Origin of the sequence: Streptococcus sp. WB01_FAA12 (genome assembly GCF_012843315.1) — a bacterium.
Lineage (GTDB): Bacteria > Bacillota > Bacilli > Lactobacillales > Streptococcaceae > Streptococcus.
Genome location: NZ_JABAEX010000006.1, coordinates 57,477 through 83,435, shown reverse-complemented (window position 1 = coordinate 83,435; position 25,959 = coordinate 57,477). Strand labels below are relative to the sequence as shown.

At 43.0% G+C, this 25,959-nt stretch carries 23 protein-coding genes and 1 riboswitch; of the genes, 3 read left to right on the top strand and 20 right to left on the bottom strand.

Features of this window, described 5'->3' with window-relative positions; genetic code table 11:
* Positions 1-10 precede the first annotated feature (10 nt).
* The 20 genes from nrdD to uvrA form a co-directional block, all read right to left on the bottom strand.
* Positions 11-2,218, bottom strand: coding sequence for an anaerobic ribonucleoside-triphosphate reductase (gene nrdD, locus HF881_RS07675; RefSeq protein WP_169447035.1), 2,208 nt, complete (start codon positions 2,216-2,218; stop codon positions 11-13).
* A 116-nt stretch (positions 2,219-2,334) separates the two neighbouring features.
* A complete protein-coding gene (locus HF881_RS07670; RefSeq protein ID WP_169447034.1) occupies positions 2,335-3,891 on the bottom strand; it encodes a damage-inducible protein CinA in 1,557 nt (518 codons plus the stop codon).
* A 35-nt stretch (positions 3,892-3,926) separates the two neighbouring features.
* Complete coding sequence (locus tag HF881_RS07665; RefSeq protein WP_169447033.1) at positions 3,927-4,070, bottom strand: hypothetical protein; 144 nt, start codon at positions 4,068-4,070, stop codon at positions 3,927-3,929.
* Between the two features lie 74 nt (positions 4,071-4,144).
* A complete protein-coding gene (cls, locus tag HF881_RS07660; RefSeq protein WP_169447032.1) occupies positions 4,145-5,677 on the bottom strand; it encodes a cardiolipin synthase in 1,533 nt (510 codons plus the stop codon).
* Between the two features lie 134 nt (positions 5,678-5,811).
* The gene (locus HF881_RS07655; RefSeq protein ID WP_169447031.1) at positions 5,812-6,756 is read right to left on the bottom strand and encodes a 3-oxoacyl-[acyl-carrier-protein] synthase III C-terminal domain-containing protein; all 945 of its coding nucleotides are present in this window, start codon (positions 6,754-6,756) and stop codon (positions 5,812-5,814) included.
* Positions 6,757-6,770: 14 nt separating this feature from the next.
* The gene (locus tag HF881_RS07650) at positions 6,771-8,033 is read right to left on the bottom strand and encodes a F390 synthetase-related protein (protein WP_169447030.1); all 1,263 of its coding nucleotides are present in this window, start codon (positions 8,031-8,033) and stop codon (positions 6,771-6,773) included.
* Positions 8,011-8,826 carry an MBL fold metallo-hydrolase gene (locus HF881_RS07645; protein ID WP_169447029.1) on the bottom strand — a complete coding sequence of 272 codons (816 nt, stop codon included), beginning with the start codon at positions 8,824-8,826 and terminating at the stop codon, positions 8,011-8,013. The genes HF881_RS07650 and HF881_RS07645 overlap by 23 nt, the downstream gene beginning before the upstream one ends.
* On the bottom strand, positions 8,801-9,781 hold the full coding sequence (locus tag HF881_RS07640; protein WP_169447028.1) for an NAD(P)-dependent oxidoreductase: 981 nt from the start codon (positions 9,779-9,781) through the stop codon (positions 8,801-8,803). Before HF881_RS07640 ends, HF881_RS07645 begins: the two co-directional genes overlap by 26 nt.
* A gap of 3 nt (positions 9,782-9,784) precedes the next feature.
* Positions 9,785-11,053, bottom strand: coding sequence for a nucleotide disphospho-sugar-binding domain-containing protein (locus tag HF881_RS07635; RefSeq protein ID WP_169447027.1), 1,269 nt, complete (start codon positions 11,051-11,053; stop codon positions 9,785-9,787).
* A gap of 87 nt (positions 11,054-11,140) precedes the next feature.
* Entirely contained in the window at positions 11,141-12,292 is a 1,152-nt protein-coding gene (locus HF881_RS07630) for an iron-containing alcohol dehydrogenase (protein WP_169447025.1), read from the bottom strand.
* Positions 12,293-12,477: 185 nt separating this feature from the next.
* On the bottom strand, positions 12,478-12,918 hold the full coding sequence (locus HF881_RS07625) for an SP_0198 family lipoprotein (RefSeq protein WP_169447023.1): 441 nt from the start codon (positions 12,916-12,918) through the stop codon (positions 12,478-12,480).
* A gap of 90 nt (positions 12,919-13,008) precedes the next feature.
* A complete protein-coding gene (locus HF881_RS07620; RefSeq protein ID WP_169447022.1) occupies positions 13,009-14,259 on the bottom strand; it encodes a folylpolyglutamate synthase/dihydrofolate synthase family protein in 1,251 nt (416 codons plus the stop codon).
* A 355-nt stretch (positions 14,260-14,614) separates the two neighbouring features.
* Positions 14,615-14,920, bottom strand: coding sequence for a DUF1292 domain-containing protein (locus tag HF881_RS07615; protein WP_000017622.1), 306 nt, complete (start codon positions 14,918-14,920; stop codon positions 14,615-14,617).
* Positions 14,921-14,935: 15 nt separating this feature from the next.
* Positions 14,936-15,355: a Holliday junction resolvase RuvX gene (gene ruvX / locus HF881_RS07610; RefSeq protein WP_004244031.1), complete on the bottom strand. Its 420-nt coding sequence runs from the start codon at positions 15,353-15,355 to the stop codon at positions 14,936-14,938.
* Between the two features lie 3 nt (positions 15,356-15,358).
* Positions 15,359-15,625 carry an IreB family regulatory phosphoprotein gene (locus HF881_RS07605; RefSeq protein ID WP_000507060.1) on the bottom strand — a complete coding sequence of 89 codons (267 nt, stop codon included), beginning with the start codon at positions 15,623-15,625 and terminating at the stop codon, positions 15,359-15,361.
* A gap of 87 nt (positions 15,626-15,712) precedes the next feature.
* Entirely contained in the window at positions 15,713-16,282 is a 570-nt protein-coding gene (locus tag HF881_RS07600; protein ID WP_169447020.1) for an SP0191 family lipoprotein, read from the bottom strand.
* Positions 16,283-16,345: 63 nt separating this feature from the next.
* Complete coding sequence (gene spx, locus HF881_RS07595; protein ID WP_000591165.1) at positions 16,346-16,744, bottom strand: transcriptional regulator Spx; 399 nt, start codon at positions 16,742-16,744, stop codon at positions 16,346-16,348.
* 134 nt (positions 16,745-16,878) lie between these two features.
* Positions 16,879-19,539: a magnesium-translocating P-type ATPase gene (gene mgtA / locus HF881_RS07590; RefSeq protein ID WP_169447018.1), complete on the bottom strand. Its 2,661-nt coding sequence runs from the start codon at positions 19,537-19,539 to the stop codon at positions 16,879-16,881.
* Between the two features lie 195 nt (positions 19,540-19,734).
* Positions 19,735-19,886, bottom strand: a riboswitch (M-box (ykoK) riboswitch).
* Between the two features lie 53 nt (positions 19,887-19,939).
* Positions 19,940-21,001, bottom strand: a complete 1,062-nt coding sequence (locus HF881_RS07585) for a Xaa-Pro peptidase family protein (RefSeq protein WP_169447016.1) — start codon at positions 20,999-21,001, stop codon at positions 19,940-19,942.
* Entirely contained in the window at positions 20,994-23,825 is a 2,832-nt protein-coding gene (gene uvrA / locus HF881_RS07580) for an excinuclease ABC subunit UvrA (RefSeq protein WP_169447014.1), read from the bottom strand. Before uvrA ends, HF881_RS07585 begins: the two co-directional genes overlap by 8 nt.
* 136 nt (positions 23,826-23,961) lie before the next feature.
* Here uvrA and HF881_RS07575 point away from each other — a divergent pair, with 136 nt between their 5' ends.
* Genes HF881_RS07575 through HF881_RS07565 form a run of 3 tightly spaced genes read left to right on the top strand, consistent with a single transcriptional unit; the run spans position 23,962 to position 25,958 of the window.
* Positions 23,962-24,906, top strand: a complete 945-nt coding sequence (locus tag HF881_RS07575; RefSeq protein ID WP_000815621.1) for a magnesium transporter CorA family protein — start codon at positions 23,962-23,964, stop codon at positions 24,904-24,906.
* An 11-nt stretch (positions 24,907-24,917) separates the two neighbouring features.
* Complete coding sequence (locus HF881_RS07570) at positions 24,918-25,595, top strand: DUF1129 family protein (protein WP_169447012.1); 678 nt, start codon at positions 24,918-24,920, stop codon at positions 25,593-25,595.
* A gap of 15 nt (positions 25,596-25,610) precedes the next feature.
* The gene (locus HF881_RS07565) at positions 25,611-25,958 is read left to right on the top strand and encodes a hypothetical protein (RefSeq protein ID WP_169447010.1); all 348 of its coding nucleotides are present in this window, start codon (positions 25,611-25,613) and stop codon (positions 25,956-25,958) included.
* Position 25,959: the final 1 nt, after the last annotated feature.

The window sequence follows — 25,959 nt, the reverse complement described above, 5'->3', positions numbered from 1 at the left end:
CCATTTCCTTCTAATTTGTTACTTCATGTCCGGCTGTTTTAATGGTTGAACCGTTCATGTGTTTAACCCGCGCAGCGATTTCCTTGTGGCGTCCGTTAACCATCGGACGCGCTTGAGGATTTCCCAGATAACCACACGTACGTTTGACAACGTCTACTGTTTTAGGGTCACTATTGCCACAGTTGGGACAAGCAAATCCTCTTTCAGTTGGTTCAAAATCCCCTTCAAAGTCACACTTATAACAATGATCAATCGGAGTATTGGTCCCTAGATACCCTACACGATCATAGGCGTAGTCCCAGACAGCTTCCAAGGCTTTTGGATTTTGTTGGAGAACTGGATACTCACAGTAGTGGATGAAACCACCTGTTGCACCTGCTTCTGGATAAGCCTTCTCAAAGTCTAATTTTTCAAACGGTGTTGGATTTTTACGGACATCATAGTGGAAAGAGTTGGTGTAGTATTCCTTGTCTGTGATATCAGGAATAGAGCCGAACTTCTCTGTATCCAAGCGACAGAAGCGGTCTGTCAGACTTTCAGACGGTGTGGAGTAGATAGAGAAATGGTAATCATATTGATCTGACCACTCTTCTACACGTCGTTTCATATCACGAATGATGTCAAGCGTGAATTCCTTGGCTTCTGGATTACTTTCCCAGCTATTACCAAAGAAGACCGTCGCCACTTCATACAAACCGATGTAGCCCAGCGAAACTGTCGCACGGCGATTCTTAAAGAGTTGGTCAACACTTTCTTCTTTTCCAAGACGGCGACCGAAGGCTCCGTACTGATAGAGGATAGGGGCATTCGCTGGTGTTGCTTCCTTGGTCCGTTCAACACGATAAACCAAAGCATCTTCTGCGATGTTCATCCGCTCGTTGAAGATTTCCCAAAACTTATTCAGATCCCCTTCGGACTCGAGGGCGATACGAGGCAGATTGACTGTCACAACACCTAGATTCATGCGACCTGAATTGACCTCGACACCATTTTCATCCTTCCATCCTTGGAGGAAAGAACGGCAGCCCATAGGAACCTTGAAAGAACCTGTCAGCTCGATAATCTTATCGTAGGACAAGACATCTGGGTACATCCGCTTGGTTGCACACTCGAGGGCCAACTGTTTGATATCGTAGTTAGGTGAACCTTCCTCTAAATTGAGTCCTCTTTTCAGCGTAAAGATGAGTTTAGGGAAGATAGCTGTACGGTGTTCTGAACCAAGTCCCTTGATACGAATAGTCAAGATAGCTTTTTGAATTTCCCGCTCAAAACGATTAGTTCCTAAACCAAAACCGAGCGAAGTAAAAGGTGTTTGCCCATTTGAAGTAAAGAGGGTGTTGATTTCATACTCAAGAGATTGCATAGCATCATAGATGTCTTTTTGCGTTTTCTTCCAAGCGTAATCTTCCCGTTTCTCAGGCAAGACCCATTCTTCTGCATCTTTAAGGTGTTTTTGGTAATTCTTCTCTGCGTACGGCGCCAAGACCTCATCGATACGGTCAGCTGAACAGCCACCATACTGGCTAGAAGCGACGTTGGCGATGATTTGTGAAATCTGAGCTGTCGCAGTCTGGATAGACTTGGGACTCTCTACCTCTGCATTTCCAATCTTAAAACCATTTTCCAACATGCCTTTAAAATCAATCAAACAGCAGTTGGTCATTGGTGTGTAGGGGCTATAGTCCAAATCATGATAGTGGATATCCCCTTTTTGGTGAGCATTGGCTACGTGCTTAGGAAGCATTTGCAGTCCGATTGATTTCCCAACAATCCCTGCTGTCAAATCACGCTGGGTATTAAAGACATCACTGTCTTTATTGGCATTTTCATTGACAACTGCCTGGTCTTTATTAAGAAGCTTATGAATGCTAAAGTTGATATCTGTCGCTTTTGAGCGCTCAAAATCCCTTTGTGTCCGATAAGTGATATACTCCTCAGCTAGAGCATATTCTTTGGCTTCAAGGAGTTCATGTTCTACGATATTTTGAATCTCGTAAATCTTGACACCTTGAGGGAAACGACTATGAATTTCCGCAACAATACGCTCAAGCAGTCCATTTAGACGTTTTTCGACCAAGGGTGTCACATCCATGACTTTGTCAGCCGCCTTGTGGAGAGCTTTGTCAATCTTGTCTATATCAAACACTACACGTCTACCATCTCGTTTTTCAACGAACAAAGTGGGAACGGTTGCAAGGTTTTCTTCTAATACAATCATATCCAGGCTCTTTTCTATTTTTCTTCTTAAATGATATTATACCACTCCAAAAAGAAAAATCAATATCTTGTGTTAAAAATTCTAAAATTTTTAAAAATACACAAGATATTGATTTATTATTTAGATTTATAAAGCTTGAATTCCTTACTATCCGTCTGAACAAGCTCGTATTTTTCACTAAGTAGGCTCTCTACATCCGACCACAAGGCAACCTTTTGGTTGACCAAAATCATCTTCGGTTGATTTTCTTTCAAGTCATTGACTAGTTTCGTTTTATTCTCGTCGCTTGCAGTATAGAGCGTCGGTGTTACTAGAGAGCTTGGTGCCAAGCGTTCACTTGCTCGATAAAAATCTGGACGATCATCCCAAGCATAGACACGATCCTCAGAACTCGTTTGCTGTTTGACCAAGCTAGCAAGTTGCTCGCGTTCCTGATAAGTACTTGGATGCGAAATATAGCGACTCAAAACAGGTAGGAAAAGTAAATAGACTATCGCAATTAATGGTAGATAGAAATTTCCCTTGAGGTAGCGACCAAAGAGTGATGAAGAACGAACTCTTCGTCTACTACGACTGATACGATCAGAGCTTCCTTCTTTGATGTTGGTTAACAATAACAATGTCAGAAAGGGCAAAATCGCTGCCAAACGTGAGCCATGCAAAGGTTCCTTTGAAAGAATTAACAAAGAAAGAGTTACTAATAATCCTAAAATAGCGCCTATTGAGACAGCAGATTGCTGAGCTGACTTGGTCTGAAACAATCCTGAAAAGATCAATGTCAGAGTCCCAACACCGATGGATAGCAAACCATAGAAAGCAGCATTCTCCATAAGATTGGCATTTGAAAATAGACTAAGCGTATCTATTGGATACAAAGTATGGCTAATCGCATCACCAAAAGTTCCTGTTAATACAGTATAGTAGCCAATTGGATAAAAAAGGAGAGAAAATCCTAGAGCTGATGCGAAAAATTGATACAAACCATGAGCAAATCGACGCTTGGCAATATTAAATCCAAACAAACTCAAGGCAAGTATGGCTGCAAACAAAGCTGTGGGAATAGGTGATAGGAAGAAAGCTAAGGCTAAACTCATCCCAACTCGCAAGAAACCTTTATCGTTACTTGGATCATCCAGATAGTCAGCCACTAGACTAAAACTATAAAACAGGAAAGGCAAGGCCACAACTACTGCATAGCTACCGCCAAATCCCAGACTGCCCACAAGAAGATAGAAAATCAACAAAAGCTGTCTAGCCTGTTCTCCCTGACCTGTCAAGGTATCAGCGGATTTAAATAGAAAAACACCAGCTCCGAACAAGGCCAACCACTCCACCAAAGCAAAAAGGATATTCCCTTGAGAGAGATAGGTTAGTACGTAATAAAGCAGCCCATTTGAACCATAATAATCCGTGTAAATCTGCCCACTCTGATGTAGCGCCCAACCAGTATAAAGATCTTGCATCTGTTGGGGGCTCACCAAACCAAAGATCAGAGGCAACATTACAGAAACAGCTGTAGCAGCCAGACTCCAAATTGCCATACTAAAAAATGGAAGCGGAGTTCGTTTCTTCTTACCTCGCTCCAGTCCAAATTCAGACTCTTGATCCAGCCGTTCCCGATACTGGTATCGAAATTCTTCTAGCTGTTCGTCTTTTTCCTCGTATACGTTCATTCAATTTCTCCTCTAAGTTTATCTGTTTTAGTATATCAAAATCTTACAGGAATGTCAGCTAGGGATTGATATTTCCTTAACTTCTTATCTAGCTCAGCATAGCGTTCAATCTCTCGAAAACGGTGTAAACTGCTTGTTTGAAACTCTAGGATAAAATCATATTCTTCTTGATTTAGCATTTTCACCCTCCTGCTTATCTATTCGCAAAAAGACAAAAATAAGATCCAGCCTTGGGCTAGATCTTGGTGGATAGTTAGAGCATGGGCGCAAACAACTGGACAATTTCCTTGATTAAGCTTTGATACCAGCTTGTTTTGATTGTGTGGGGATAAATTTCTTGAGAAACTTTAAAAATCTCTTCGAAGTCCCTCTCAATATCGATGATAGACTGCGTTCTATAAAGCAAGACGCCATTTTCATAGTGGTGAAGCAAACTCCGATAGTCAAAATTGATGGTTCCCACAGTAGCCACCTCTCCATCGACAAGCATTTGCTTGCTATGAAGAAATCCGGGACTGTACTCGTAAATGCGAACCCCTGCAGATAACAAATCTGGATAGGCTCCCCGAGTAACCAATTGGATAATCTCCTTATCTGGGATATATGGCGTCACAATTCGCACATCTACTCCTCTCAGAGCTGCATTTTTAATACTTTCAGTTAGATCATAGTCAGTGATCAGATAGGGAGTCGTGATATAGACGTAATCTGTAGCTTGATTGATAAGATTTTGATAGACCGTTTTTCCAACTTGGGCTCGGTAGATAGGCTTTGGCCCACTACTGTAAGGAATGCAAAGCCCCATCCCATCTCTAGGTTGATTTTCAAGATGGTATTGGTCAAAATCGCTAATTTCTCCACGGTTGATATACCAAGTTGATAAAAAGAGTCTGGTAAAAGCCTTTACTGCTGGACCATCCAACCGAATACCGCTATCCTTCCAGTAACCAAAGCGTTCGATATGATTGATATACTCGTCTGCTAGATTGGCACCACCTGTATAAGCAATCTGCCCATCGATAATCATGATTTTGCGGTGATCACGGTTGTTATAGGCAACAGTCAAGCGTGGAATCACCTTGTTAAATTTATGGGCTTCAATCCCTCGTCCACGAAGCTGGATGGTATAATCTCCAGGCAAGGTTGCCATACAACCAATATCATCATAGAGGAGCTTCACTTCTACTCCTTGAGCTGCCTTTTCTTCCAAAATCTCCAAAATGCTGTCCCACATCAAGCCTTCTTCGATGATATAGTATTCGAGAAAGATAAATTTCTCAGCTTTTTTGAGATCCTCCAACATCTGGCGCCACATACTTTCACCTGAAGGGAAGAAATGGGTATCTGTTCGATTATAGACATCCGCATTCGTATCCATACTGAGGAGGGATTTGATGACTCCGTAAGCCGACTTATCCTCTTCCTTTAACTCCAAACGGAGGGTTCTGCTATTATCCTCTCTGTCAACCATTGATTGGAGTTGCTTTAGCTGTTTCATTTCTTTTTTAGATAAACGGCGTTCTCCAAACATGATATAGAGCAAGGGACCAAATACTGGCACAAAGGCTACTAACAGCCATGTTACCTTACTCTCAGGATTCATGGACCGATTGACAATCGATACAATGGTCGCTAAGCTTACTAAAATGACAAGGATAATCCAGAGAATCGGAGCCATCTGTCCTAGATAGATAAATAAACCAAAGACGATAAACAACTCTGCCAACATAATGGTAATACTAAAACCATATTTGGACATGAGTAGCTGCATTTTTCTAGCTGTCATAATCCCCTTCCTTTTCTAACATTCTCCCTAATTGTTTGCTAAACTAATATTGCTACTAGTATACCTCAGTTCAGGGGTAGATGGCAACCGTTTACTCTTGCTCAAGTTCTAACTCTTCCGTTTTCAGATGCCTATTATAGTTTGAGAGCCAACATATTGACCGTCATACCGGCAGCGGTTCCCATAAGATAAATGACATCTCCCTCCTTAACCAGCCCATGATCTAACGAATAAGCCAAGCCAAACGGCACAGAGACTGATACCATATTTCCATAGTCAGTGACGAGATTGAGGTATTGTTCCTCGGCCACACCTAGTTTTTCCATGACCAAAGGAAGAGCACGACTTGCTTGATGAGGAATGATATAGTCCACGTCTCCCAAGGCTAGCTGTGTTTTTTCTTGAAACTCTTCAAACATGACTGGGATTTTACGAGCAGACAAGAGGAGGATTTTCTTTCCCTTCATATCAAACATATAGTTGGTCTTAGTCGCTTCAGAGTACTCTTTTGGTTGAAAAGAAGTCAGACCTCCACGAATTTCCGTATCGTGAACCCCTTCTGACCAAGTACGTTGGAGACTGGCAATGACCCCTTTTTCCTCATGGCTTTTTTGAAAAATAAAGGCTGCCGCCCCATCACTAAAGAGTTCAAAACTTTCTTTTTGATTCGGATTGAGGCCTAAACTACCAACTTCACTAGACACAATCAAGACACGATTGTATTCGCCTGCCTCGATCAAGTGGGACATAGTCGATAGAGCAGAAATAAAGCTGGTACAGGTTGTATTGATATCCATAGCTGGAATTGAGAGTCCTTTTACCACACGCTCATGAATCAAGGCAGCCGTACATGGAATGGGCTGGACTCCCACAGCACTGGCTGAAACCAAGCAATCAATATCTTCTATTTTTAAATTTGCCTTTTCAAGTGCACGATGGATAGCTACTTCTGCCAAATCTAGTTGTGTTTCTTCATTTTCGACCACACGATAACGAGTTTGGTCTTTGAATTGGACAGTATGCTTTGGAAGGCAAACTCCATAGCCTGCGATTTCTACATGTCTTTTTACTTCTGTCATTGTCTTTTATCCTTTCATAAACGTTGGATACGTTTGAGTTTACGGCTAGTATCCCAGTGATAATCTGAAAATTGGATTTCGGGAACTATAAACTGCTTTTGCTGAGCTAGGAGTTGAAACTGTGCTAAAATAGCTGTCTCCATGCCCTCATCTCGTTGGCTTAGACAAACTTCCACTAACTTCTCAGAATGTTGTTTGACTTGGTAATCTCCTACATTCTCCACAAAGAGGATGCAACGTCTGATAAAGTCAGGATAGATGGTCACCTGTCCCCCGTCCAGTCCTTCGAAATAGAAGATGTCGTCAGAGCGTCCTTCGACCTTGTCAATCCGTGTATAGCAGGAGCCACATGGACAAGGCTCCGAATTTTCAACCAAGATATCATTGAGCTGGTAACGATAAACAGGCTGACTAGTTCGTTTAAAGTCCGTAATCACTGGATAAAAACGGCGGTCATCCAGATACTGCTTTTCCACAAAGATAATGTCTTCGTTGAGATGCAGATTACCAGCTGAGCAAGTGCAAGCTAAGAAACCTTCGGTTGCCTGATAAACTTGGTCAATAATGGATAGTGAAAAGGCTTCTGCGATCCGTCCCCTATCACTATCTTCCAAGATTTCCGCCACCGAAATGATTTTTTGTGGGTGAATAGCTAACTCTCCATCCTTGAGACGCTTACTCAATTCAAGCAACATAGAGGCTGGTGCTACCACAATGGTCGGTTGGTAACTATTGAGACGCCCGATATGCTCATCTGTATGTTTGAAAATATCAAAATACTCTAAACGAATGAGGGCCGTATTGATGGTCTGATAGAGTTCATTATCGGCTCTCAGGAAAAAGGCGATGCGGTGTCCAAAAAGTTGACCTTTGGGCAACATCTTTGCCAAGATAGCCGCTGCCCACATACTTCGTTCTTTCTCTGTTGTGATAAAGAGCCCCCGATGTCCAGACGTCCCTGAAGATAGACCGACAGCCACTTCCCCTTTAAGTTCAGTAAAATCTCGGGTCTTCTCACTTTCAATAGCCAAGGTCAAAGCTTCATCTCGATCCACTCCTTGGGTGTTGAGCTCATTAAAATGTTCCATCATAAAAGCCTTGTCCATATGGTCAAAGTTGCTAGGAATCCTATTTTTAAAGTAAGGCGACTCTCGCTTTAAAAAGTCCATATAGTTGGATAATTGCTTTTTCTGATAGTTTTCTAAAGCTTCTCGAGATTTGAAATGATGAAGCCAGCGAGTTTGGATAAAGGTTTTAAGAAAGGTTATTTTTTTCATATAAGATTGACTCTATCCTTTCTACAGGGTCATGACTAACGAGCACCTCAATTCCGTCTTTCAAGACTTCCTCCAGAAACTCCGTCCCCTTGATATAGTCCACCTTGTTATCTTGAACCAAGGAAGGAAGCAGGTGCATCTGCTTGGTATAAGGTAAGAGGTCAATTCCCCAACAGAGGTCTGCTGCAATGAGGAGATTGAAGTCTGGAAGGTACAGACAGGCTTGCCCCCTAGCATGCCCATCAACAGAAGCTACTAGGATACTGCCATCTCCGAAAAGATCACAAATCGGACGATAGGGAAATCCCGGGTGATGCTGGTCAGTTCTGATAATGGTTAGATTTTCTTCAAAAGAAGCTGGCAAAAACTCCTTGAAAATCAAGTCTTTCAAATTAGGTTTTTGGTAGACTTCATACACTTCTTTGGTCAGTATAAAGGTTGCATGAGGAAAGAAGCTAGCTCCTCCCAGATGATCTGGATGTAAATGAGATAGAAGGACATAGTTTATTTCTTCTGGTTTGATTCCCTTCGCTTTCAGTAAATGTGAAATCTGGTCCTTCTCCGTCATTTGAACAGGTGTTCCTAGACGATAAAAGCCATAGCGAAGCTTCATCTTAATATCATAGTGATAGCCAGTATCATATAGCAAATAGCCCTTGTCTCTGTGTTTGATAAGAAAAACACCTGCTGGGAAGGTCATCTTTTGATTCTTGACTCCCTTAAATAGCAAACCTGTGTAGCAGGTACAGTAGCCTGCTGGGAAATAATCAATGCTTTCGATAATCTTGGACATATTGTTCAATCCCTTCTGAAATACTGATTTGAGGGCGATACCCCAAGTCTCGCTCCGCCTTGCTGATGTCTAGCGTCTGGCTATAACGGAGCAGATAATAGGTATAGCGTGTCAGAGCTGGCTCTCCTTTGAGTTTCAAGGTCTTATAAAGAAACTCTAGACTACTGGCAATAACTGAAAGAAGAGGAGCCGGCACTTTTCTGTATGTTATCGGATAGTCCAGTCCTCTCAAGGTTTCTTCTATCAAATCCTTAAAGGCTCTTGGTTCCCCGTTGGTAATATTATAAACTTCGCCACTAGCTTGAGGAGCCTCTAGAGCCAAGCGAATTGCCAGAGCGACATTTTCCACACAGGTCATATCCATGAGCTGACGACCGTCCCCTATCAAGGGAATGCCAATCTTCTGACTGAGTTTGAGAACTCGAGGCAAAATACTGGTATCCCCAATCCCAAAAAGCCCACGAGGTCGCAAGATAATGCTCGGAACATCGTGATAATCCTTAAACAGCTTCTCCGAAGCCAGCTTACTACGAATGTAGTTGTTAAGATTATTTTCCTGAGGCGCATCGCTTTCTTTGATAGCAAGCTGATCTCGAGGCGCAGCATAGATGCTCGGCGATGATACATAAACTAAACGCTGAATACCGGCCTCTCGACAAGCATCCAGAACATACTTGGTTCCCAAGACATTTGTCTGGTAGAAATCCTCCCAAGAACCCCAAACGGTAGAAAGAGCACCCGCATGCACAACCATGTCCATCCCCTGACAAGCCTGAGCCAAATCCTCTTGCTTGGTCAAATCTCCCTGAAAAAATGTTACTAAGGAATTTTCCAAAGACTGACCTGCCTTGGGATTGCGTCCAAAAGCGCGTACCTGATAGCCCTGCTGACTGAGCTCTTCAACAACATACTTGCCTAGAAAGCCCGTAGCACCTGTTACCAATACTTTCTTCATTTTTTACTTCTCCTTGTCCCCTAAGAGCCGATGTATTTCGCTCTTCAGAATCTCTGTTGGCTGATAGACTTGGGCTGCGCGACTGAGTTTGTTCAAGTCTGGCCAGTCAGCTCTAGCCAATAACCCATCAAAAGCTCGCCCAATCGCTTCCGTATCCTCTCGTTTAGCAGTCAGGGCAATCCCCGCCTCTAAGCCACGAACCGCATAGTCATACTGATCATAGTCATGAGGGAGAATCAAGGCAGGCTTGCCATAGATAATACATTGGTAAAAAATACCCGCACCGCCATGATGAATTACATAATCCATCTGAGGAATGTATTCCTTATAGGGAAGATAGGATACCACAGAAACATTGTCCATGACCTCCTCACATTGGAAGTCTTGTCCGCCAAACCCCAAAGTCACAAAAAAGTGACAATCTGAATGAGCCTTAGCCAATTGTTGGGTCTGGTAGAGGAGGTTGTCTTTGGCCCATGCTAGCTGAGTCCCACAAGATACGAGGACTTTCTTATGATTTGCATAAGGAGCCAAATCTAGGGGATAATTCTCTGCCCTCTCAATCGAAGACCCAAAAGGTCCCACCCAAAGGTAATGCTCTGGAAAACCACTTTTCAGCTCCAACTCTTTCATCCCAATCCCTAAGATAGAATAGGGGGAATAGATAGTTTCTTGACCTTTCTGATTGTAGAACTTAAAATCGTAACGTTTTAAGCGTTCTCTCAATAAAAAGGTTACGATTCGTTTTCCTAAACGAGTCACTTTTCTCCCCAGCCATTGCTGGACAGATTGGAACGGTGTCTTTGGACTGCCCATTCCTCCAAAGAAACAAGGCGGTCCATCTGTCGTTTCAATGGCAAATTGTGTCGCCATGGTTGTTATCCAAGGAATTCCCAACTGTTCCGCTACTAACCCCCCAGATAAGGTGATGAAGTCGGCAATCACAATATCAGGTCGATTTTCCTGCCACTCTTGCACTAGTTGGTCAGACACCACATCGATCAAATCAAGACTAGCTGACAACTGTCGATAAGCAGAAATAAGGTTTAATTGCCCTTCATTGTTGGCTACGCGCTCAAATTCATCTACAGAATTTTCTAAAAAGGGAATCACCTGGAATCCCATCTCCTCTGCGACAGCTTTTCGTTGCGGTCCTGTAAATAATCGAATCTCATACAAGGGATCCTTCAACAAGGGTGCGAGTAGATTCAAGGTTGGGAAGAGATGCCCACTTAAGGGCACTACAACCACATCGATTTTGATTTTTCTCATATGTCTAGGATAGCAAATTTTTAAAAAAAGAACTACCAAAATGATAGTTCTTCCCAGCATTATTTAGCTTCTTTTTCACTTTAAGAATTAGAACAATTCTTTATAGAAGGCAATAGTTTCTTCTAAGGTTGGCATAAATGGATTTCCTGGTGCACAGGCATCAATCAAGGCATTCTTAGAAAGGTAGTCAAAGTCAAAATCTTTTTCTTCGATACCGAGTTCAGTGAGTTTCTTCGGAATCCCTACTGTTTCAGACAGTTTTTCAATCTCAGCGATGGCGTAGGCTGCACATTCTTCATCAGTTTTCCCTTCAACATGAAGCCCCAAGGCTTTGGCTACATTGCGAAAAGCTTCTGGTACGCGTTTGGCATTTTCACGTTCTACAACTGGGAGAAGCATGGCACAGCAGACACCATGTGGCAAGTTATATACTGCACCGAGTTGGTGAGCCATAGAGTGAACGTAGCCCAAACCAGCATTGTTAAAGCTCATACCACCGAGGAAGATGGCATTGACCATAGCCTCACGCGCCTCAATATCATGACCATTTGCCACAGCACGAGGGAGGTATTCCTTGATGATCTCGATGGCTCCGATAGAGAGTTTCTTAGTTACATTATAAGCACCAGGTGTGACCAAGGCTTCGACAGCGTGAGTAAGAGCATCCATACCTGTCGCCGCTGTCAATCCTTTCGGTTTTGAAAGCATGAGTTCTGGATCATTGACAGAGATGAGGGCGAGGCTGTTCTTATCAACCATTACCATCTTGACCTTGCGTTCTTCGTCAGTAATGACATAGTTAATGGTAATTTCTGCTGAAGTTCCAGCTGTTGTATTGATCGCAACCACTGGCAACCCTTTTTTAGCAGACTTGTGGAGACCTTCGTAGTCCTGTGGTTTGCCACCATTTGTAGCGATGATAGAGATACAACTAGCCGCATCCTGAGGAGAGCCCCCTCCGAGACTAATGATGAAATCACAACCATGCTCTTTCAAGGCAGCCACTCCGTCTGTGACGTTCTTGCAAGTTGGATTTGGCTCCACATCACTAAAGATCACATATTCGATCCCTTCAGCATCTAATGGTTTTAGGACCTTAGGTAAAATATCACTTCCCTCGATGAACTTATCTGTCACCAAAAGGGCCTTCTTATACCCCAGTTCCTTGATATACGGACCTACTTCATTTACAACACCTTTACCAATAAGGTTAACTGATGGAACGTAAAATGTAGCCATATGCTTTTCCTCCTGCGCCTCTGCGCTGTTTAATTATTTACTATAAGTATACGACCTAATAAGAAGTTTTACAAATATTTGTAAGCGTTTTAAGTAAAAAAACGGTAAAGAACCACTGGTCCCATTTTAAAACAAAAAAGCTCCAAAAAGATGGATTTCATCTCATTGGAACTTTTACTGAATGATTATTGCTTAGTTAATACCACTCGGTCAGATGGCTCTCGGTCCATATCATCGATAATCAATTGATTACCATTAACCGTGTAAATTTTGACATCATCTCCGATAATGACACGTTGATTTTCTGGCTCAAAGCTAACTTGCTTGATTTCCTTATCTCCATCTGGCTCGACCTCAGTCCATGTACCAGTTTTACCTGTTACAACAAGAGTGATTTGGTCATTCTCATCTTTTCCAGTATAGGTACCATCGATGTTCGTAGTTTGAGCTACAGTAGTGTCCTGACTTGAGGACGCCTGTGGTTGACTGGCACTTGTAGCAGCACTAGAAGATGACTCTTGTTGAGCAGATTGCTGGGTAGGTGCTTGTGTCTTAGATCCACAAGCTGCTAAAAGACTAAGAATTGCTAGGGAAGCAATAGAAAGTGTGAATGTTTTTGTTTTCATAGCGATTTCCTTTCTTTTGTGCCAATGTTTTGCTGGATTAGTTTCCAGATGTACCTCCTACCTCAAGTATAACAACTTAAGCCTAGAAGGTCAACTAATCCCATCGCTTCCTAGCAAACTCGCTCGGACTTCTGAGATAAAGTAGAGTGAACCCGTCACGAAAAGCAGGTCCTGATCGTTGGCCTTTTCTTCAAATTCTCTGATAAAATCGCCATAGGAAGAAATCAAATCGTAACCCGCCACATCCTTTTCATCGAGAGAGCCTTGGTAGTCAAAGCCTGTTACCTTAAGTTCCACCTGAGGCAACTGCTCAGATAGATAACTTAACATCCCTTGATAATCTTTGCGTTTAAGGGCACCAAAAAGGATGCGGGCTTGATAACCTTGCTGGATTTTCCCCTGGATAAACTCTACTAGACGAGTCAAGGCTGGAAGATTGTGAGCCCCATCTAGGTAGATTTGCGGGCGAATCCGTTCCAATCGACCTGCCCAGTGAGTCTTCTTCAAAGCCCGTCTGACAAACTCTTCCTCGACCCTTTCACCTCTTGATGCCATAAACAGAAGAAAAGTTTCTAAAGCCAAGGCGGCATTTTCTTGCTGATAGGTGCCTTCCAAACCGATTTTAAGCTGGGAAAAACTTGCTAAGCTACTCGAAAAATTCCCAGCTTTCAAGGTAAAGTCTCGCCCAGCTTGATAAAGTTCAACAGCTAACTCTCTTGCTGTATTTTGACAGACAAGCTCCGCTTCTGGAGCAAGCTTGGCAATGACTGCCTTCTTGCCAGCCTTGAAAATACCAGCTTTCTGCTCTGCTATTCCCTCCAGACTATCACCCAAGGTCTCCTGATGATCTAGGCCAATGGAAGTAATAACTGCAATCTCTCCTGTTACTACATTAGTCGTATCAAGTAGACCACCAATTCCCACTTCTAGCAGAACTAGATCCACGTCCTGCTCTTTAAAGTAAAGCAAGGCAATCAAGGTCAACAACTCAAAGAAAGACAATTGGTCATGTGTTTCCAAAAGAGTTTTCTCCATCTCCTTGACTTGATTAGCTATACGGACAAAGTCTTCCTCCGCGATCGGTTGCCCATTAATACAGATTCGATCATGGATACTGATGATATGAGGAGAGGTAAAAGTACCAACTTTTTTAGCATGAGTAACAAACAACTCCCTCATAAAGGCAATAGTTGACCCCTTACCGTTAGTCCCTGTTACGTGGATAATAGGATAAGTCTTCTCAGGATTCCCCAGCAAATCCACCGCTCGCTGCATTCGCCCAAGACCGGATCTAAAGTTTAAACCAATCCGACTATGAAGCCATTCTTCTACTTCAAACATACACGTCTCCTTAACAAAAGTCCAATCAACTACCACATCAAAGTATGATTACAAATAAAAGCGAGGTCGGGACTAAAATCCCAACCTCTTACCTGGTTAGCTAATCACTAGCTACTATGAATTTCAATGTGAGCTAAAAACGTCCCTCGGACTTACTTACGGTCTTTATTTTTAGCGTAAGGGTAAAAATGTTCACTGAACATACCAGTTCTCTCTTATTTAAAGGAACTGGAGTAAAAATATCCCCCGGACGTTCCTGCGTTTCTAATTTCTGGCGTAGGGGTAAAAACATCCCCCGGATATTCCAACTCTTACAATTTTTAGGAGTTGGGGTGATACAGTCTCCCAGACTGTATCACTCCTCCATAAAGCTGTTGAAGACTTCTTCAATCATGTTCCATTCGTCTTCTGAGTCTTCTGGAATTGGTTGCAATTCGCCTTCTGTTCCATCTTCATTTTCAGTGAATGAGTAGGCTTGGATTTCAACTTGCCCGTCTTCGTCTTCTTCTGCGTTAACTGGTACAAGCAGAACATAGTTCTTACCAAATTCTTCTTTTCCATCAATGGTCAAAAGGATTTCAAATAAAGTTTCATTTCCTTGCTCATCTACTAGTGTAATCAATTCACGTTCTTCGTGATCGTGGTTGTGATCGTGTGACATAGTTTCTCCTCTGTCTTAAAATTTTCTATCTAAATAATTTTGCAAAATCAGCTGAGCAGCCAATTTATCAATGACTTTTTTTCGCTTGTTGCGACTGATGTCAGCCTGCTCAATCAACATACGCTCAGCTGCGACTGTCGTCAAGCGCTCATCTTGATACTCTACTGGCAAACTAAAAAGTTCCTCTAGTTTTGCTCCGTAGGCTTGACTAGCTTCTACTCGCGGACCGCTGGTATTGTTCATGTTTTTAGGCAGACCTACTACAAAACGTTCCACCTTATAGCTGTCAACCAATTCCTTGATACGGTCAAAACCAAACTGGCCCTGATCCTCATTAATCTGGATGATTTCAAGTCCCTGAGCGGTGAATCCTAGTGGGTCGCTAATGGCCACGCCTACCGTTTTTGAACCGACGTCCAATCCCATAATTCTCATAGATTATAGATCGACTCCTTGTCCTTTAAGGTAATAGCGTACCAATTCTTCAACAATTTCATCACGCTCATACTTACGGATTTGATTTCGTGCATTGTTGTAACGAGGAACGTAGGCAGGGTCTCCACTCAATACATAACCGACGATTTGATTTATCGGATTATAACCCTTTTCATTCAGAGAAGCATAGACATCTGTCAACGTTTCACTGATTTCCTTCTTGTTGGAATCATCCAATTTAAAACGTACAGTTTCTTCAGTAAATCCCATTCTAACACCCTCTTTCCTTAGAATAGTACTATTATAGCATATTTCCTTACGTTCTACAATTAAGTCAATCCATTTATTTGGATTTTCTTACTGTTCTGTCGCACCATTTGCCACTCTGTCTGCGATATACTGACTTGGGCCATGTTGCAAAAGACTCTCTAAGCCAAGATTTTTCAAATAATCTGTCTGTGACGCCTTTTTGACATCCAAAACTTGTAAATCATAGGTCGTTGTGGTCTGGATTTCAGTCTCACTAAGCAGTTTGGTTTCAAGTGTAAAACCTGCCAATTTACGCGCTTCCTGAAGCATTTCATCCTTTTCTTCTGCTTCTAAAAGAGCTTTTTGAGTTTCTTCAAGACCGTGATCAGCGATAAAGGATTTCAATTCCTCACTTAAGGGCCGTATCTGCCGAATAACCAATTTTAGAAATTGTTTCCCTTTATAGGTAATGGTTTGCGTTTGCTTGACGCCATCTCCTGACTCAGGGAAAATCAAAGTCTTGGTCACAACCGTATTCTTTTCCGCATTTTCCAAAACGGGCAGAGTAGACTGGAGTGTTTCGGATTCATGTTTTGAACCAGATGTCGTTTCCTTCTTTTGGCTACATCCTGCAAGTAGCAGGAGGAGAGTAGCTGCGCCAATTACTATCTTTTTCATAATTCCTCACATGATTTTTTGATAAAAAATGAACAAGGCTAGGAGATACCCCAGCCTCGATGTTTATAGAGCTGCACGCAAACGTGCTTCTGCATTTTCTACATTACGGACAGAGCGTGGTAAAAAGGCACGAATATCATCTTCTTTGTAACCGACCTGCAAACGCTTCTCGTCAACTAGAATAGGACTTTTTAAGATCCGTGGCGTTTCCATGATTAAGTTGAGTACTTCATTCACACTCAAATCTTCAATGTCAACTCCTAAAGCTTTCGCATAGCGGTTTTTTGATGATACAATGCTGGCAATTCCATTATCTGTCTTTGTCAGAATATCAAGTAGTTCTTCTCTCGTAATCCCTTCTTTACCAAGGTTTTGTTCTTTATAACTTAACTGGTGTGCGTTGAGCCAAGTCTTCGCTTTCTTACAGCTTGTGCAACTGGAGACGGTATAAATCTTAATCATGTGCCTACCCCTTTCGCTACATGTTACTATCAGTTTAATCTATTATACCATAAAAAACATCCGACTTGCGACCTATTTTTAAAAAAATTTAACTTTTTTCGCTATTTTCGTACTTTTTTCTTGACAAAATCAATTTATAGCCAACTTTTAAATTTTTTGATGTACATTCGTTTCACAACTGTAACACTAATCATATAGAGAACGATTATCAAAATCAAAAAGAGGAAATAAATTGGTTCCAAAGGGGTTAAATGAAGCAGGCTCGCAATTGAAGAGTAGGGAAGGAAAGTCACAAAACTAGCTGCCAGCAAGGTTGTTGCAAGCACAAACCATGATGGACGACTTTGCAAGAAAGGAAGCTTTGCTGAACGAAGCATATGGATAACCATGGTTTGGGACCACATGGATTCAATGAACCAACCTGTCTGGAACAAGATGATAAAGCCCGTTGCAGACTCTGCTCCGTGAGCATAGGCTTGACCTGTCGTCATTGGGACAATGACAAAATAGAGCAAGATAAAGGTCAAAATATCAAAGGCAGAAGAAATAGGACCCATCCAAATCATAAAACGAGTAATAGACTGAGCCTCCCACTTATGAGGATGTTTCAAAAAGTCTTCATCCACATTATCAAATGGCAAGGCAATGCAAGAAAGGTCGTAGACCAGGTTTAACACAATCAAGTGAATCGGAGCCATAGGAAGGAAAGGTAAAAAGATACCAGATACTAAAAGAGAGAAAATATTCCCGAAATTAGAGCTGACCGTCATCTTGATATATTTGGTCATATTTGCATAGACCTTGCGCCCTTCAACCAGGCCTTTTTCAAGCACCATCAAATCTTTATCCAGCAAAATAACATCAGCTGTCTCTTTGGCAATATCTACTGCTGTATCAACAGAAATCCCCACATCTGCTACTTTCATAGAAGGGGCATCATTGATCCCATCTCCCATATAGCCGACACAATGTCCATTAGATTTGATTTGTAAAATGATTCGTGCCTTTTGATCAGGAGAGAGTTTGGCAAAGACGGTCACCTTCTCAACTGCTTGGGCTAACTCTTCGTCCGTCATGGCGTCAATATCAGAACCCAGCAAGATTTGATCAACGTTTAAACCAACTTTTTCGCATACTGCTTGGGTTACCTTCTCATTATCCCCCGTCAAGATCTTTGTTTGAACACCATGCTCCAGCAAAGCTTGGATAGCAGGGGCTGCAGATGGTTTTGGTGGATCTAGAAAGGCAAGATATCCTGTTAGAATCATCTCCTTTTCATCTTCAACGGAGTAAGCAAAACCTTCTTTTAGGCCTGTTTTATAGGCGACTCCCAAGACTCGCAAGCCCTGTTGATTAAGTTGGTCCACTTCTTTTAAGATCTCCACTCGGATATCATCCGTCAGAGGGCTAATCTGACCTTGATATTCCACATGGGTTGAAATCGCAAGCATTTCCTCTAGGGCACCCTTGGTTACCAAACTAACAACTTCGTTCTCATCCTTGACGATGACACTCATCCGTCTGCGTTCAAAATCAAAGGGCAATTCATCTATTTTTTGAAAGCTAGTATCCAAACTTTGTAAAATAGCGTGTTCTTTAGCTTCTTTTTCAGTTCTACTGATAATGGCACGGTCCATCAAGTTTTTCAAACCGGTTTGAAAATAGGAATTGAGATAGGCACGTCTCAATACAGACAAATCCAAATCTCCATGTATATCCAAAGGATATTCAAGGACAATTTCGTCTTGAGTAAGGGTTCCAGTTTTATCCGTGCATAAGATATCAATAGCACCTAAATCTTGTATAGCATTGAGTTTTTTGATGACGACTTTTTCCTTGGCCATGATAATGGAGCCTTTTGCTAAACTTGCCGTGATAATCATGGGAAGCATCTCAGGTGTGAGTCCGACACCCACACTCAAGGCAAATACGCCAGCTTCTAACCAATCCCCATCTGTCAAGCCATTGGAAAGAAATACGATAGGAACCATGACTAACATCAAACGGATTAAGAGCCAAGAGATGCTGTTCATCTCCCGTTCAAAAGAGGTCGGTTCGTCATAAGTATTGAGAGTCTGCTCGATTTCCCCCATCATGGTGTCATCACCGACCGCTAGAATCAAAGCCTTGGCACTTCCTGATATCACATTGGTTCCCATAAAGGCGAGCGCTTCTGCTTCTAGCAGACTATCAAAGTTTGACTGACTCATTTTTGACAAGGCCAGTTTTTCAACCGAGTCACTTTCGCCTGTCAAGCCAGACTGTTGAACAAAGAAATCGCGCGATTCAATTAAAATGAGGTCTGCTGGAATCATATCCCCAGCACTCAATTTGACTATATCTCCAACGACCAAATCTTCAATTGCTACCTCTAAACTCTGGCCTTCGCGAATTACTGTGGCTGTGTTCACAATCATTTTTGATAGATTGGTCGCCGCCTTATCGCTCCGTAATTCTTGTACAAAGCGTATACCACCAGAGATCAATACGAGAACGACGATGATGATAGAGGTCGTTGGATCCTCTTGCCCAGGCTTCGCCAACCAGACATTGGTCACCATGGAGATCATGGCGATGACCAGCAAGATGATTGTAAATGGATTGATAATAGATTCGTAAATCTTTTTGAGGATACTGTCTTCTTGACCCTTGGTGATGGTGTTTTCGCCATATAGGTCACGATTTTTCTCCACCTGCTCCTCAGTCAAGCCTGTTAGACTTGTCTTATAAAAAGATAGAGTCTCGTTTAAAGGTGTGTGAATAGCTGCTGCTAATCTTTCTTTTGTAGTTTTCATTGGTTTCTCCTATCTGTATGAATGATGTGTTTCATACACAGAGACCAATCACTTTATAAGGGCAGAACGACACAAATCAGCGATTGGCTGTGTATGTGCGGTTCTGGGTGGTCGTCAATTTGCATCGTCTGTCTCCTTTCCCTGTTCTAAAACAGTAGAAAATCCTGCCATAAAATGGCAGGATTAAAAAACTAATTATCTGTTTTTTCGTTCAAGCTTTAACTCCATAGGGCAATGAAATGAGCTTAGTCTTGGCCTTCGCGACCAGGACTGTTGACCAACGAGTAGTGTCTCCACTGCTTTGCGGTAGTCATCCGTATCCCTATGGTAGCCTCACCTACCGTTTTCGTCTATCAGTATAAACCTTTAAAATATAAAAGTCAACGATTTATCTCATTTTTTAGATAACAATCAATTCTTTTGGAGCAAGTGTCAATAACTCACAACCTGTTTCTGTAATCAAGATATCATCCTCGATACGAACCCCGTATTTACCTTCAATATAGATACCCGGTTCATCAGTCAAGACCATACCAGATTTAATGACTTCTTTGGAAGTTTGGCTAAAGTAAGGTTCTTCGTGGATATCCAGTCCGATACCGTGTCCAATACCGTGAGTAAAGTAGTCGCCATAGCCTGCCTCGATGATAATATCACGAGGAATTTTGTCAAAGTCGCGGAAACCTAGACCTGCCTTGGCATGGTCAATCAAGGCTTGATTGGCTTTCAAAACTGTGTTGTAGATTTCTGCTTGCTCGTCACTGACATGACCTAGATAAATGGTCCGTGTCATATCACTCACATAGTGGTCGTAGAGACAACCGAAGTCCATGGTAATGGCTTCGCCAAGCTCTACTGGCTTATGCATAGGATGAGCGTGGGGTTTGGAAGAGTTGATACCACTTGCTAAAATGGTATCAAAAGACAAGCCGGCCGCTCCTAGCTCACGCATGCGGAAATCAAGGAAGTTGGCAATCTCAATCTCTGTCTTTCCTGGTTTGATAAAGTCAAGTGCATCACGGAAAGCTTGGTCTGAGATTGAACAAGCCTTGCGAATAGTCGCAATCTCTTTCTCATCCTTAATCATACGAAGCGCTTCAACAAACTGAGTCTGCGGAAGCAAGTCAATCCCTGTAAAAGCTGCCTGCATACGGTGGTAATAAGAGACCGAAATCTCGTCCTCAAAACCGACGCGAGACAAGCACATATCCTTAACAATGCCTGCAATGACAGCCAATTCATCACGGTCAGCCACAATCTCAAAACCTGTCACTTCTTGCTTAGCTGCAATGATATAGCGAGAGTCTGTCACCAAGACCTGACGGTCACGGCTGATAAAGACTGTTCCGTTTGACCCCCAAAAACCAGTCAAATAATAGACGTTTTTAAGGTTGTTGATGATGATACCATCCAGTTCTTTTTCTTGCATTTTAGCTAGAAATGCTTGTACACGTTTATTCATGATGTAACTTTCCTTTCAAATAGTGTCCTGTGTAGCTGGCGTCATTTGCCGCTACTTCTTCTGGAGTTCCTGTTGCGATGATGGTTCCACCACCAACACCGCCCTCAGGTCCCAAGTCGATGATATGGTCTGCAGTCTTGATAACATCTAGATTGTGCTCGATGACGAGTACTGTATTGCCATCGTCGACAAAGCGAGCTAAAACCTTGAGCAGACGAGCGATGTCCTCCGTATGAAGTCCTGTCGTCGGCTCATCCAGAATGTAGAAGGACTTACCTGTTGAGCGTTTGTGGAGTTCACTAGCTAACTTCATACGCTGGGCTTCTCCCCCTGAAAGGGTTGTAGCTGGTTGTCCTAGCGTTACATAGCCCAACCCCACATCCTTGATAGTCTGGAGTTTGCGTTGAATCTTAGGAATGTGTTGGAAAAATTCAACTGCATCGTTAACGGTCATATCCAAGACTTGCGAGATATTCTTTTCCTTATAGTGAACTTCTAGGGTTTCACTGTTGTAGCGGGTTCCGTGGCAGACTTCACAAGCCACGTATACATCTGGCAAGAAGTGCATCTCAATCTTGATAATCCCGTCACCTGAGCAGGCTTCACAGCGACCACCCTTAACGTTGAAACTGAAACGGCCCTTTTTATAGCCTCGAATCTTAGCTTCATTTGTCTGGGCAAAGAGATCACGTATATCGTCAAAAACTCCTGTATAGGTAGCTGGATTGGACCTCGGCGTCCGTCCGATTGGGCTCTGGTCAATGTCAATCAAGCGGTCTACATGCTCAATCCCTGTAATCGTTTTAAACTTCCCAGGTTTGTCTGAATTTCGGTTGAGCTTTTGAGCAATGGCTTTTTTGAGGATACTGTTGATTAGGGTTGATTTCCCTGAACCGGATACCCCTGTCACGGCGATGAATTTCCCTAACGGGAAGCGGGCTGTGACATTTTGCAAATTGTTCTCACGCGCTCCTGTCACCTCGATAAAGCGACCATTTCCTACACGGCGCTCAGCCGGTACTGGAATGGCACGTTTACCTGACAAGTACTGACCTGTGATGGACTTGCTGTTGCGAGCCACTTGCTTAGGTGTTCCTGCAGCGACGATTTCCCCACCAAAAACACCAGCACCGGGACCAACGTCAATCAGATAATCCGCCTCGCGCATGGTATCTTCGTCATGTTCTACCACGATGAGAGTATTTCCCAAGTCACGCATCTTTTTCAGACTGGCAATGAGGCGGTCATTATCCCTCTGGTGAAGACCGATGGACGGCTCATCCAGAATATAGAGAACACCTGATAGGTTGGATCCAATCTGGGTCGCCAAACGAATCCGCTGGCTCTCACCACCTGAAAGGGTTCCTGCCGAACGCGACAGAGTTAGATAGTTGAGACCTACGTTATTGAGGAAGGTCAAGCGATCCTTTATTTCCTTGAGAATGGGACGGGCGATGATGGCTTCATTTTCAGACAGAGTCAACTGACTCACCAAGTCCAAGTGGTCTGCGATAGACAAGTCCGAAATTTCTCCGATATGCGGCCCTTGCTCCCCACCAACACGGACAGACAAGGCCTGGTCATTGAGACGGTAGCCTTGGCAAGTTCCGCAGGTCAGCTCATTCATGTAGAGACGCATCTGGGTGCGCGTGTAGTCACTATTGGTTTCATGGTAACGACGCTTGATATTATTGACAATTCCTTCAAAAGGAATATCGATATCGCGCACACCACCAAATTCATTTTCATAGTGGAAATGGAATTCCTTGCCATCTGAGCCGTAGAGAATCAAGTTCTTCTCTTCTTCTGACAAGTCTTCAAATGGCTTATCCATATCCACCCCAAAGGCTGTCATGGCCTGCTCTAGCATGTTTGGATAGTAGTTAGATGAGATAGGATTCCAAGGCGCCAGCGCTCCTTCACGCAAAGTTTTGCTGGTATCAGGAACCACCAAGTCAACATCCACCTCCAGCTTGATTCCCAAACCATCACACTCGCTACATGAACCAAAAGGCGCATTGAAAGAGAAGAGTCGAGGCTCCAACTCGGGTACAGTAAAGCCACAGACCGGACAGGCATAGTGCTCAGAGAAGAGCAACTCAGAGTCATCCATAGTGTCGATAATCACATAGCCTTCTGCGATACGAAGGGCCGCCTCAACGGAGTCAAAGAGACGGCTACGAATGCCCTCCTTGATGACAATACGGTCAACCACGACATCGATATTGTGTTGCTTGCTCTTAGACAGCTCTGGAACTTCGGTCACATCGTAGACCTCCCCATCCACTCGGACACGAACATACCCATCTTTCTGAATCTTTTCAATGACACTCTTATGTTGCCCTTTTTTCTTACGGATGACAGGAGCTAAGATTTGCAGGCGCTGGCGTTCTGGCAACTCCAAGACCTTATCCACGATTTGCTCTACAGAAGAGGCCTTGATAGCCCCATGCCCGTTGATACAGTAAGGCGTCCCCACACGTGCGTAAAGGAGACGCAGATAATCATTAATTTCAGTCGTCGTTCCCACGGTCGAGCGTGGGTTTTTACTAGTGGTTTTCTGGTCGATGGAAATAGCTGGGCTAAGACCGTCAATGGCATCCACATCTGGTTTTTCCATGTTGCCCAAAAACTGACGAGCATAGGCTGACAGACTCTCTACATAGCGTCTTTGCCCCTCAGCATAGAGGGTATCAAAGGCCAGACTGGATTTCCCAGAACCTGACAAACCAGTCACGACGACCAGCTTGTCTCGTGGAATCTCCACATCAATATTTTTTAAGTTATGGGCACGTGCCCCATGAATGACAATTTTATCTTGCATCTTTGTTCTTTCTAGTCCATTATTGCTTTCCATTATACCAAAAAATGTGAAATTCTATTACCCAAAAAGCTGTTTTTGTAGTATAATAGTACGGTGCAAAAAATGAATCACTGAATAGTAGGAAAGGATAGGGGATATGAAACAAGTTTTTCTCTCAACAACAACTGAATTTAAAGAGATCGACACGCTTGAACCGGGTACTTGGATCAATCTCGTCAATCCTACACAAAATGAATCGTTGGAAATCGCCAATGCCTTTGACATTGATATTGCCGACCTTCGAGCACCACTCGATGCGGAAGAAATGTCCCGTATCACCATTGAAGATGAGTATACTTTGATCATCGTGGACGTTCCCATCACAGAGGAAAGAAACAATCGCACCTACTACGTAACGATTCCGCTAGGGATTATCATCACCGAGGAGACCATTATCACTACCTGCTTGGAATCCCTCCCCGTTCTCGATGTCTTTATCAACCGCAGACTGCGCAACTTCTACACCTTTATGCGTTCACGCTTTATCTTCCAGATTCTATACCGCAACGCAGAGCTTTACCTTACGGCCCTTCGTTCAATCGACCGTAAGAGTGAACAAATCGAAAGTCAACTTCACAAGTCTACTCGAAACGAAGAACTGATCGAGCTCATGGAATTGGAAAAGACCATCGTCTATTTCAAAGCCTCACTTAAGACAAATGAGCGCGTGATTAAGAAATTGACCAGCGCAACTAGCAATATCAAGAAATACCTAGAGGACCAAGACCTGCTCGAAGATACCCTGATCGAAACCCAACAGGCCATCGAGATGGCAGATATCTATGGAAACGTCCTTCACTCTATGACAGAGACCTTTGCCTCTATCATTTCCAACAACCAGAACAACATCATGAAGACCCTGGCTCTCGTGACCATCGTCATGTCTGTCCCAACTATGATCTTCTCAGCCTACGGGATGAACTTTAAAGATAATGAAATCCCTCTGAACGGTGAACCCCACGCCTTCTGGTTAATCGTCTTTATCGCCTTTGCTATGAGTGTCTCGCTCACTCTCTATCTCATCCATAAAAAATGGTTCTAAGAGGAATCCCTATGTCTCAGATTGATTTACAAAAACTAACCAAGAAAAACCAAGAGTTTATCCATATTGCTACCCAGCAATTCATCAAAGATGGCAAAACAGATGCTGAAATTAAGGCTATCTTTGAGGAAATTATTCCTCAAATCCTTGAAGAACAAGCCAAAGGAACGACAGCTCGTTCCCTATACGGTGCTCCAACTCACTGGGCTCACAGCTTCACTGTCAAGGAGCAATACGAAAAAGAGCACCCTAAGGAAAATGACGATCCAAAACTCATGATTATGGACTCAGCCCTTTTTATCACCAGTCTCTTTGCATTGGTTAGCGCTCTAACTACGTTCTTCTCTAGATATCAGGCTATTGGCTATGGGTTGATTACCCTCTTGTTGGTTGGACTTGTAGGAGGAGTTGCCTTTTACTTTATGTACTACTTTGTCTACCGCTATTATGGACCCGATATGGAGCGTAGCCAGCGTCCTCCTTTCTGGAAATCTGTGCTCGTTATCCTGGCTTCTATGGTCCTTTGGTTAGCCGTTTTCTTTGGAACTAGCTTCCTACCAGCAGCTCTCAATCCAATCCTTGCTCCATTGCCTTTGGCTATCCTGGGAGCTGCCCTTCTCGCCCTTCGCTTCTATCTCAAGAAACGTTTCAACATCCGAAGTGCAAGCGCGGGCCCATCACGTTATTAAGAAAAGTGAAGAGCTATGGCATATAGTCAATCTTTAGCTCAGCAGATTCGAAAAATTCTAGCGCTCAAACTTCCTCCCCAAATTTTCGAAGAAGAGCTAGAAGAAAAGAAACTGTTTGGTGGCCTTGCCTTTATGATTCGTGGGAAAATGGTCCTTACAGTCAGTTCCAGAAATCATGAGCTGGTTATGGTCAGAATTGGCAAGAAAATGGAGAAGCAAGTTCTACCCCGAACAGGAGCTCATACTACATTGATGAGGGGGCGCCTTTATCATGGCTATATAGACTTAGATATAGAAGGTCAAAAAGAATTGCCTTACTGGATTGATTTGGCTCTCTCCTATAATCAAGAGTTGACCAAGTAAC

What these genes read in the sequence shown, in the direction of transcription:
- nrdD (WP_169447035.1), bottom strand. Translation starts at nt 2,218, where the DNA reads ATGATTGTATTAGAAGAAAACCTTGCAACCGTTCCCACTTTGTTCGTT.
- HF881_RS07670 (WP_169447034.1), bottom strand. Translation starts at nt 3,891, where the DNA reads ATGAACGTATACGAGGAAAAAGACGAACAGCTAGAAGAATTTCGATAC.
- HF881_RS07665 (WP_169447033.1), bottom strand. Translation starts at nt 4,070, where the DNA reads ATGCTAAATCAAGAAGAATATGATTTTATCCTAGAGTTTCAAACAAGC.
- cls (WP_169447032.1), bottom strand. Translation starts at nt 5,677, where the DNA reads ATGACAGCTAGAAAAATGCAGCTACTCATGTCCAAATATGGTTTTAGT.
- HF881_RS07655 (WP_169447031.1), bottom strand. Translation starts at nt 6,756, where the DNA reads ATGACAGAAGTAAAAAGACATGTAGAAATCGCAGGCTATGGAGTTTGC.
- HF881_RS07650 (WP_169447030.1), bottom strand. Translation starts at nt 8,033, where the DNA reads ATGAAAAAAATAACCTTTCTTAAAACCTTTATCCAAACTCGCTGGCTT.
- HF881_RS07645 (WP_169447029.1), bottom strand. Translation starts at nt 8,826, where the DNA reads ATGTCCAAGATTATCGAAAGCATTGATTATTTCCCAGCAGGCTACTGT.
- HF881_RS07640 (WP_169447028.1), bottom strand. Translation starts at nt 9,781, where the DNA reads ATGAAGAAAGTATTGGTAACAGGTGCTACGGGCTTTCTAGGCAAGTAT.
- HF881_RS07635 (WP_169447027.1), bottom strand. Translation starts at nt 11,053, where the DNA reads ATGAGAAAAATCAAAATCGATGTGGTTGTAGTGCCCTTAAGTGGGCAT.
- HF881_RS07630 (WP_169447025.1), bottom strand. Translation starts at nt 12,292, where the DNA reads ATGGCTACATTTTACGTTCCATCAGTTAACCTTATTGGTAAAGGTGTT.
- HF881_RS07625 (WP_169447023.1), bottom strand. Translation starts at nt 12,918, where the DNA reads ATGAAAACAAAAACATTCACACTTTCTATTGCTTCCCTAGCAATTCTT.
- HF881_RS07620 (WP_169447022.1), bottom strand. Translation starts at nt 14,259, where the DNA reads ATGTTTGAAGTAGAAGAATGGCTTCATAGTCGGATTGGTTTAAACTTT.
- HF881_RS07615 (WP_000017622.1), bottom strand. Translation starts at nt 14,920, where the DNA reads ATGTCACACGATCACAACCACGATCACGAAGAACGTGAATTGATTACA.
- ruvX (WP_004244031.1), bottom strand. Translation starts at nt 15,355, where the DNA reads ATGAGAATTATGGGATTGGACGTCGGTTCAAAAACGGTAGGCGTGGCC.
- HF881_RS07605 (WP_000507060.1), bottom strand. Translation starts at nt 15,625, where the DNA reads ATGGGATTTACTGAAGAAACTGTACGTTTTAAATTGGATGATTCCAAC.
- HF881_RS07600 (WP_169447020.1), bottom strand. Translation starts at nt 16,282, where the DNA reads ATGAAAAAGATAGTAATTGGCGCAGCTACTCTCCTCCTGCTACTTGCA.
- spx (WP_000591165.1), bottom strand. Translation starts at nt 16,744, where the DNA reads ATGATTAAGATTTATACCGTCTCCAGTTGCACAAGCTGTAAGAAAGCG.
- mgtA (WP_169447018.1), bottom strand. Translation starts at nt 19,539, where the DNA reads ATGAAAACTACAAAAGAAAGATTAGCAGCAGCTATTCACACACCTTTA.
- HF881_RS07585 (WP_169447016.1), bottom strand. Translation starts at nt 21,001, where the DNA reads ATGAATAAACGTGTACAAGCATTTCTAGCTAAAATGCAAGAAAAAGAA.
- uvrA (WP_169447014.1), bottom strand. Translation starts at nt 23,825, where the DNA reads ATGCAAGATAAAATTGTCATTCATGGGGCACGTGCCCATAACTTAAAA.
- HF881_RS07575 (WP_000815621.1), top strand. Translation starts at nt 23,962, where the DNA reads ATGAAACAAGTTTTTCTCTCAACAACAACTGAATTTAAAGAGATCGAC.
- HF881_RS07570 (WP_169447012.1), top strand. Translation starts at nt 24,918, where the DNA reads ATGTCTCAGATTGATTTACAAAAACTAACCAAGAAAAACCAAGAGTTT.
- HF881_RS07565 (WP_169447010.1), top strand. Translation starts at nt 25,611, where the DNA reads ATGGCATATAGTCAATCTTTAGCTCAGCAGATTCGAAAAATTCTAGCG.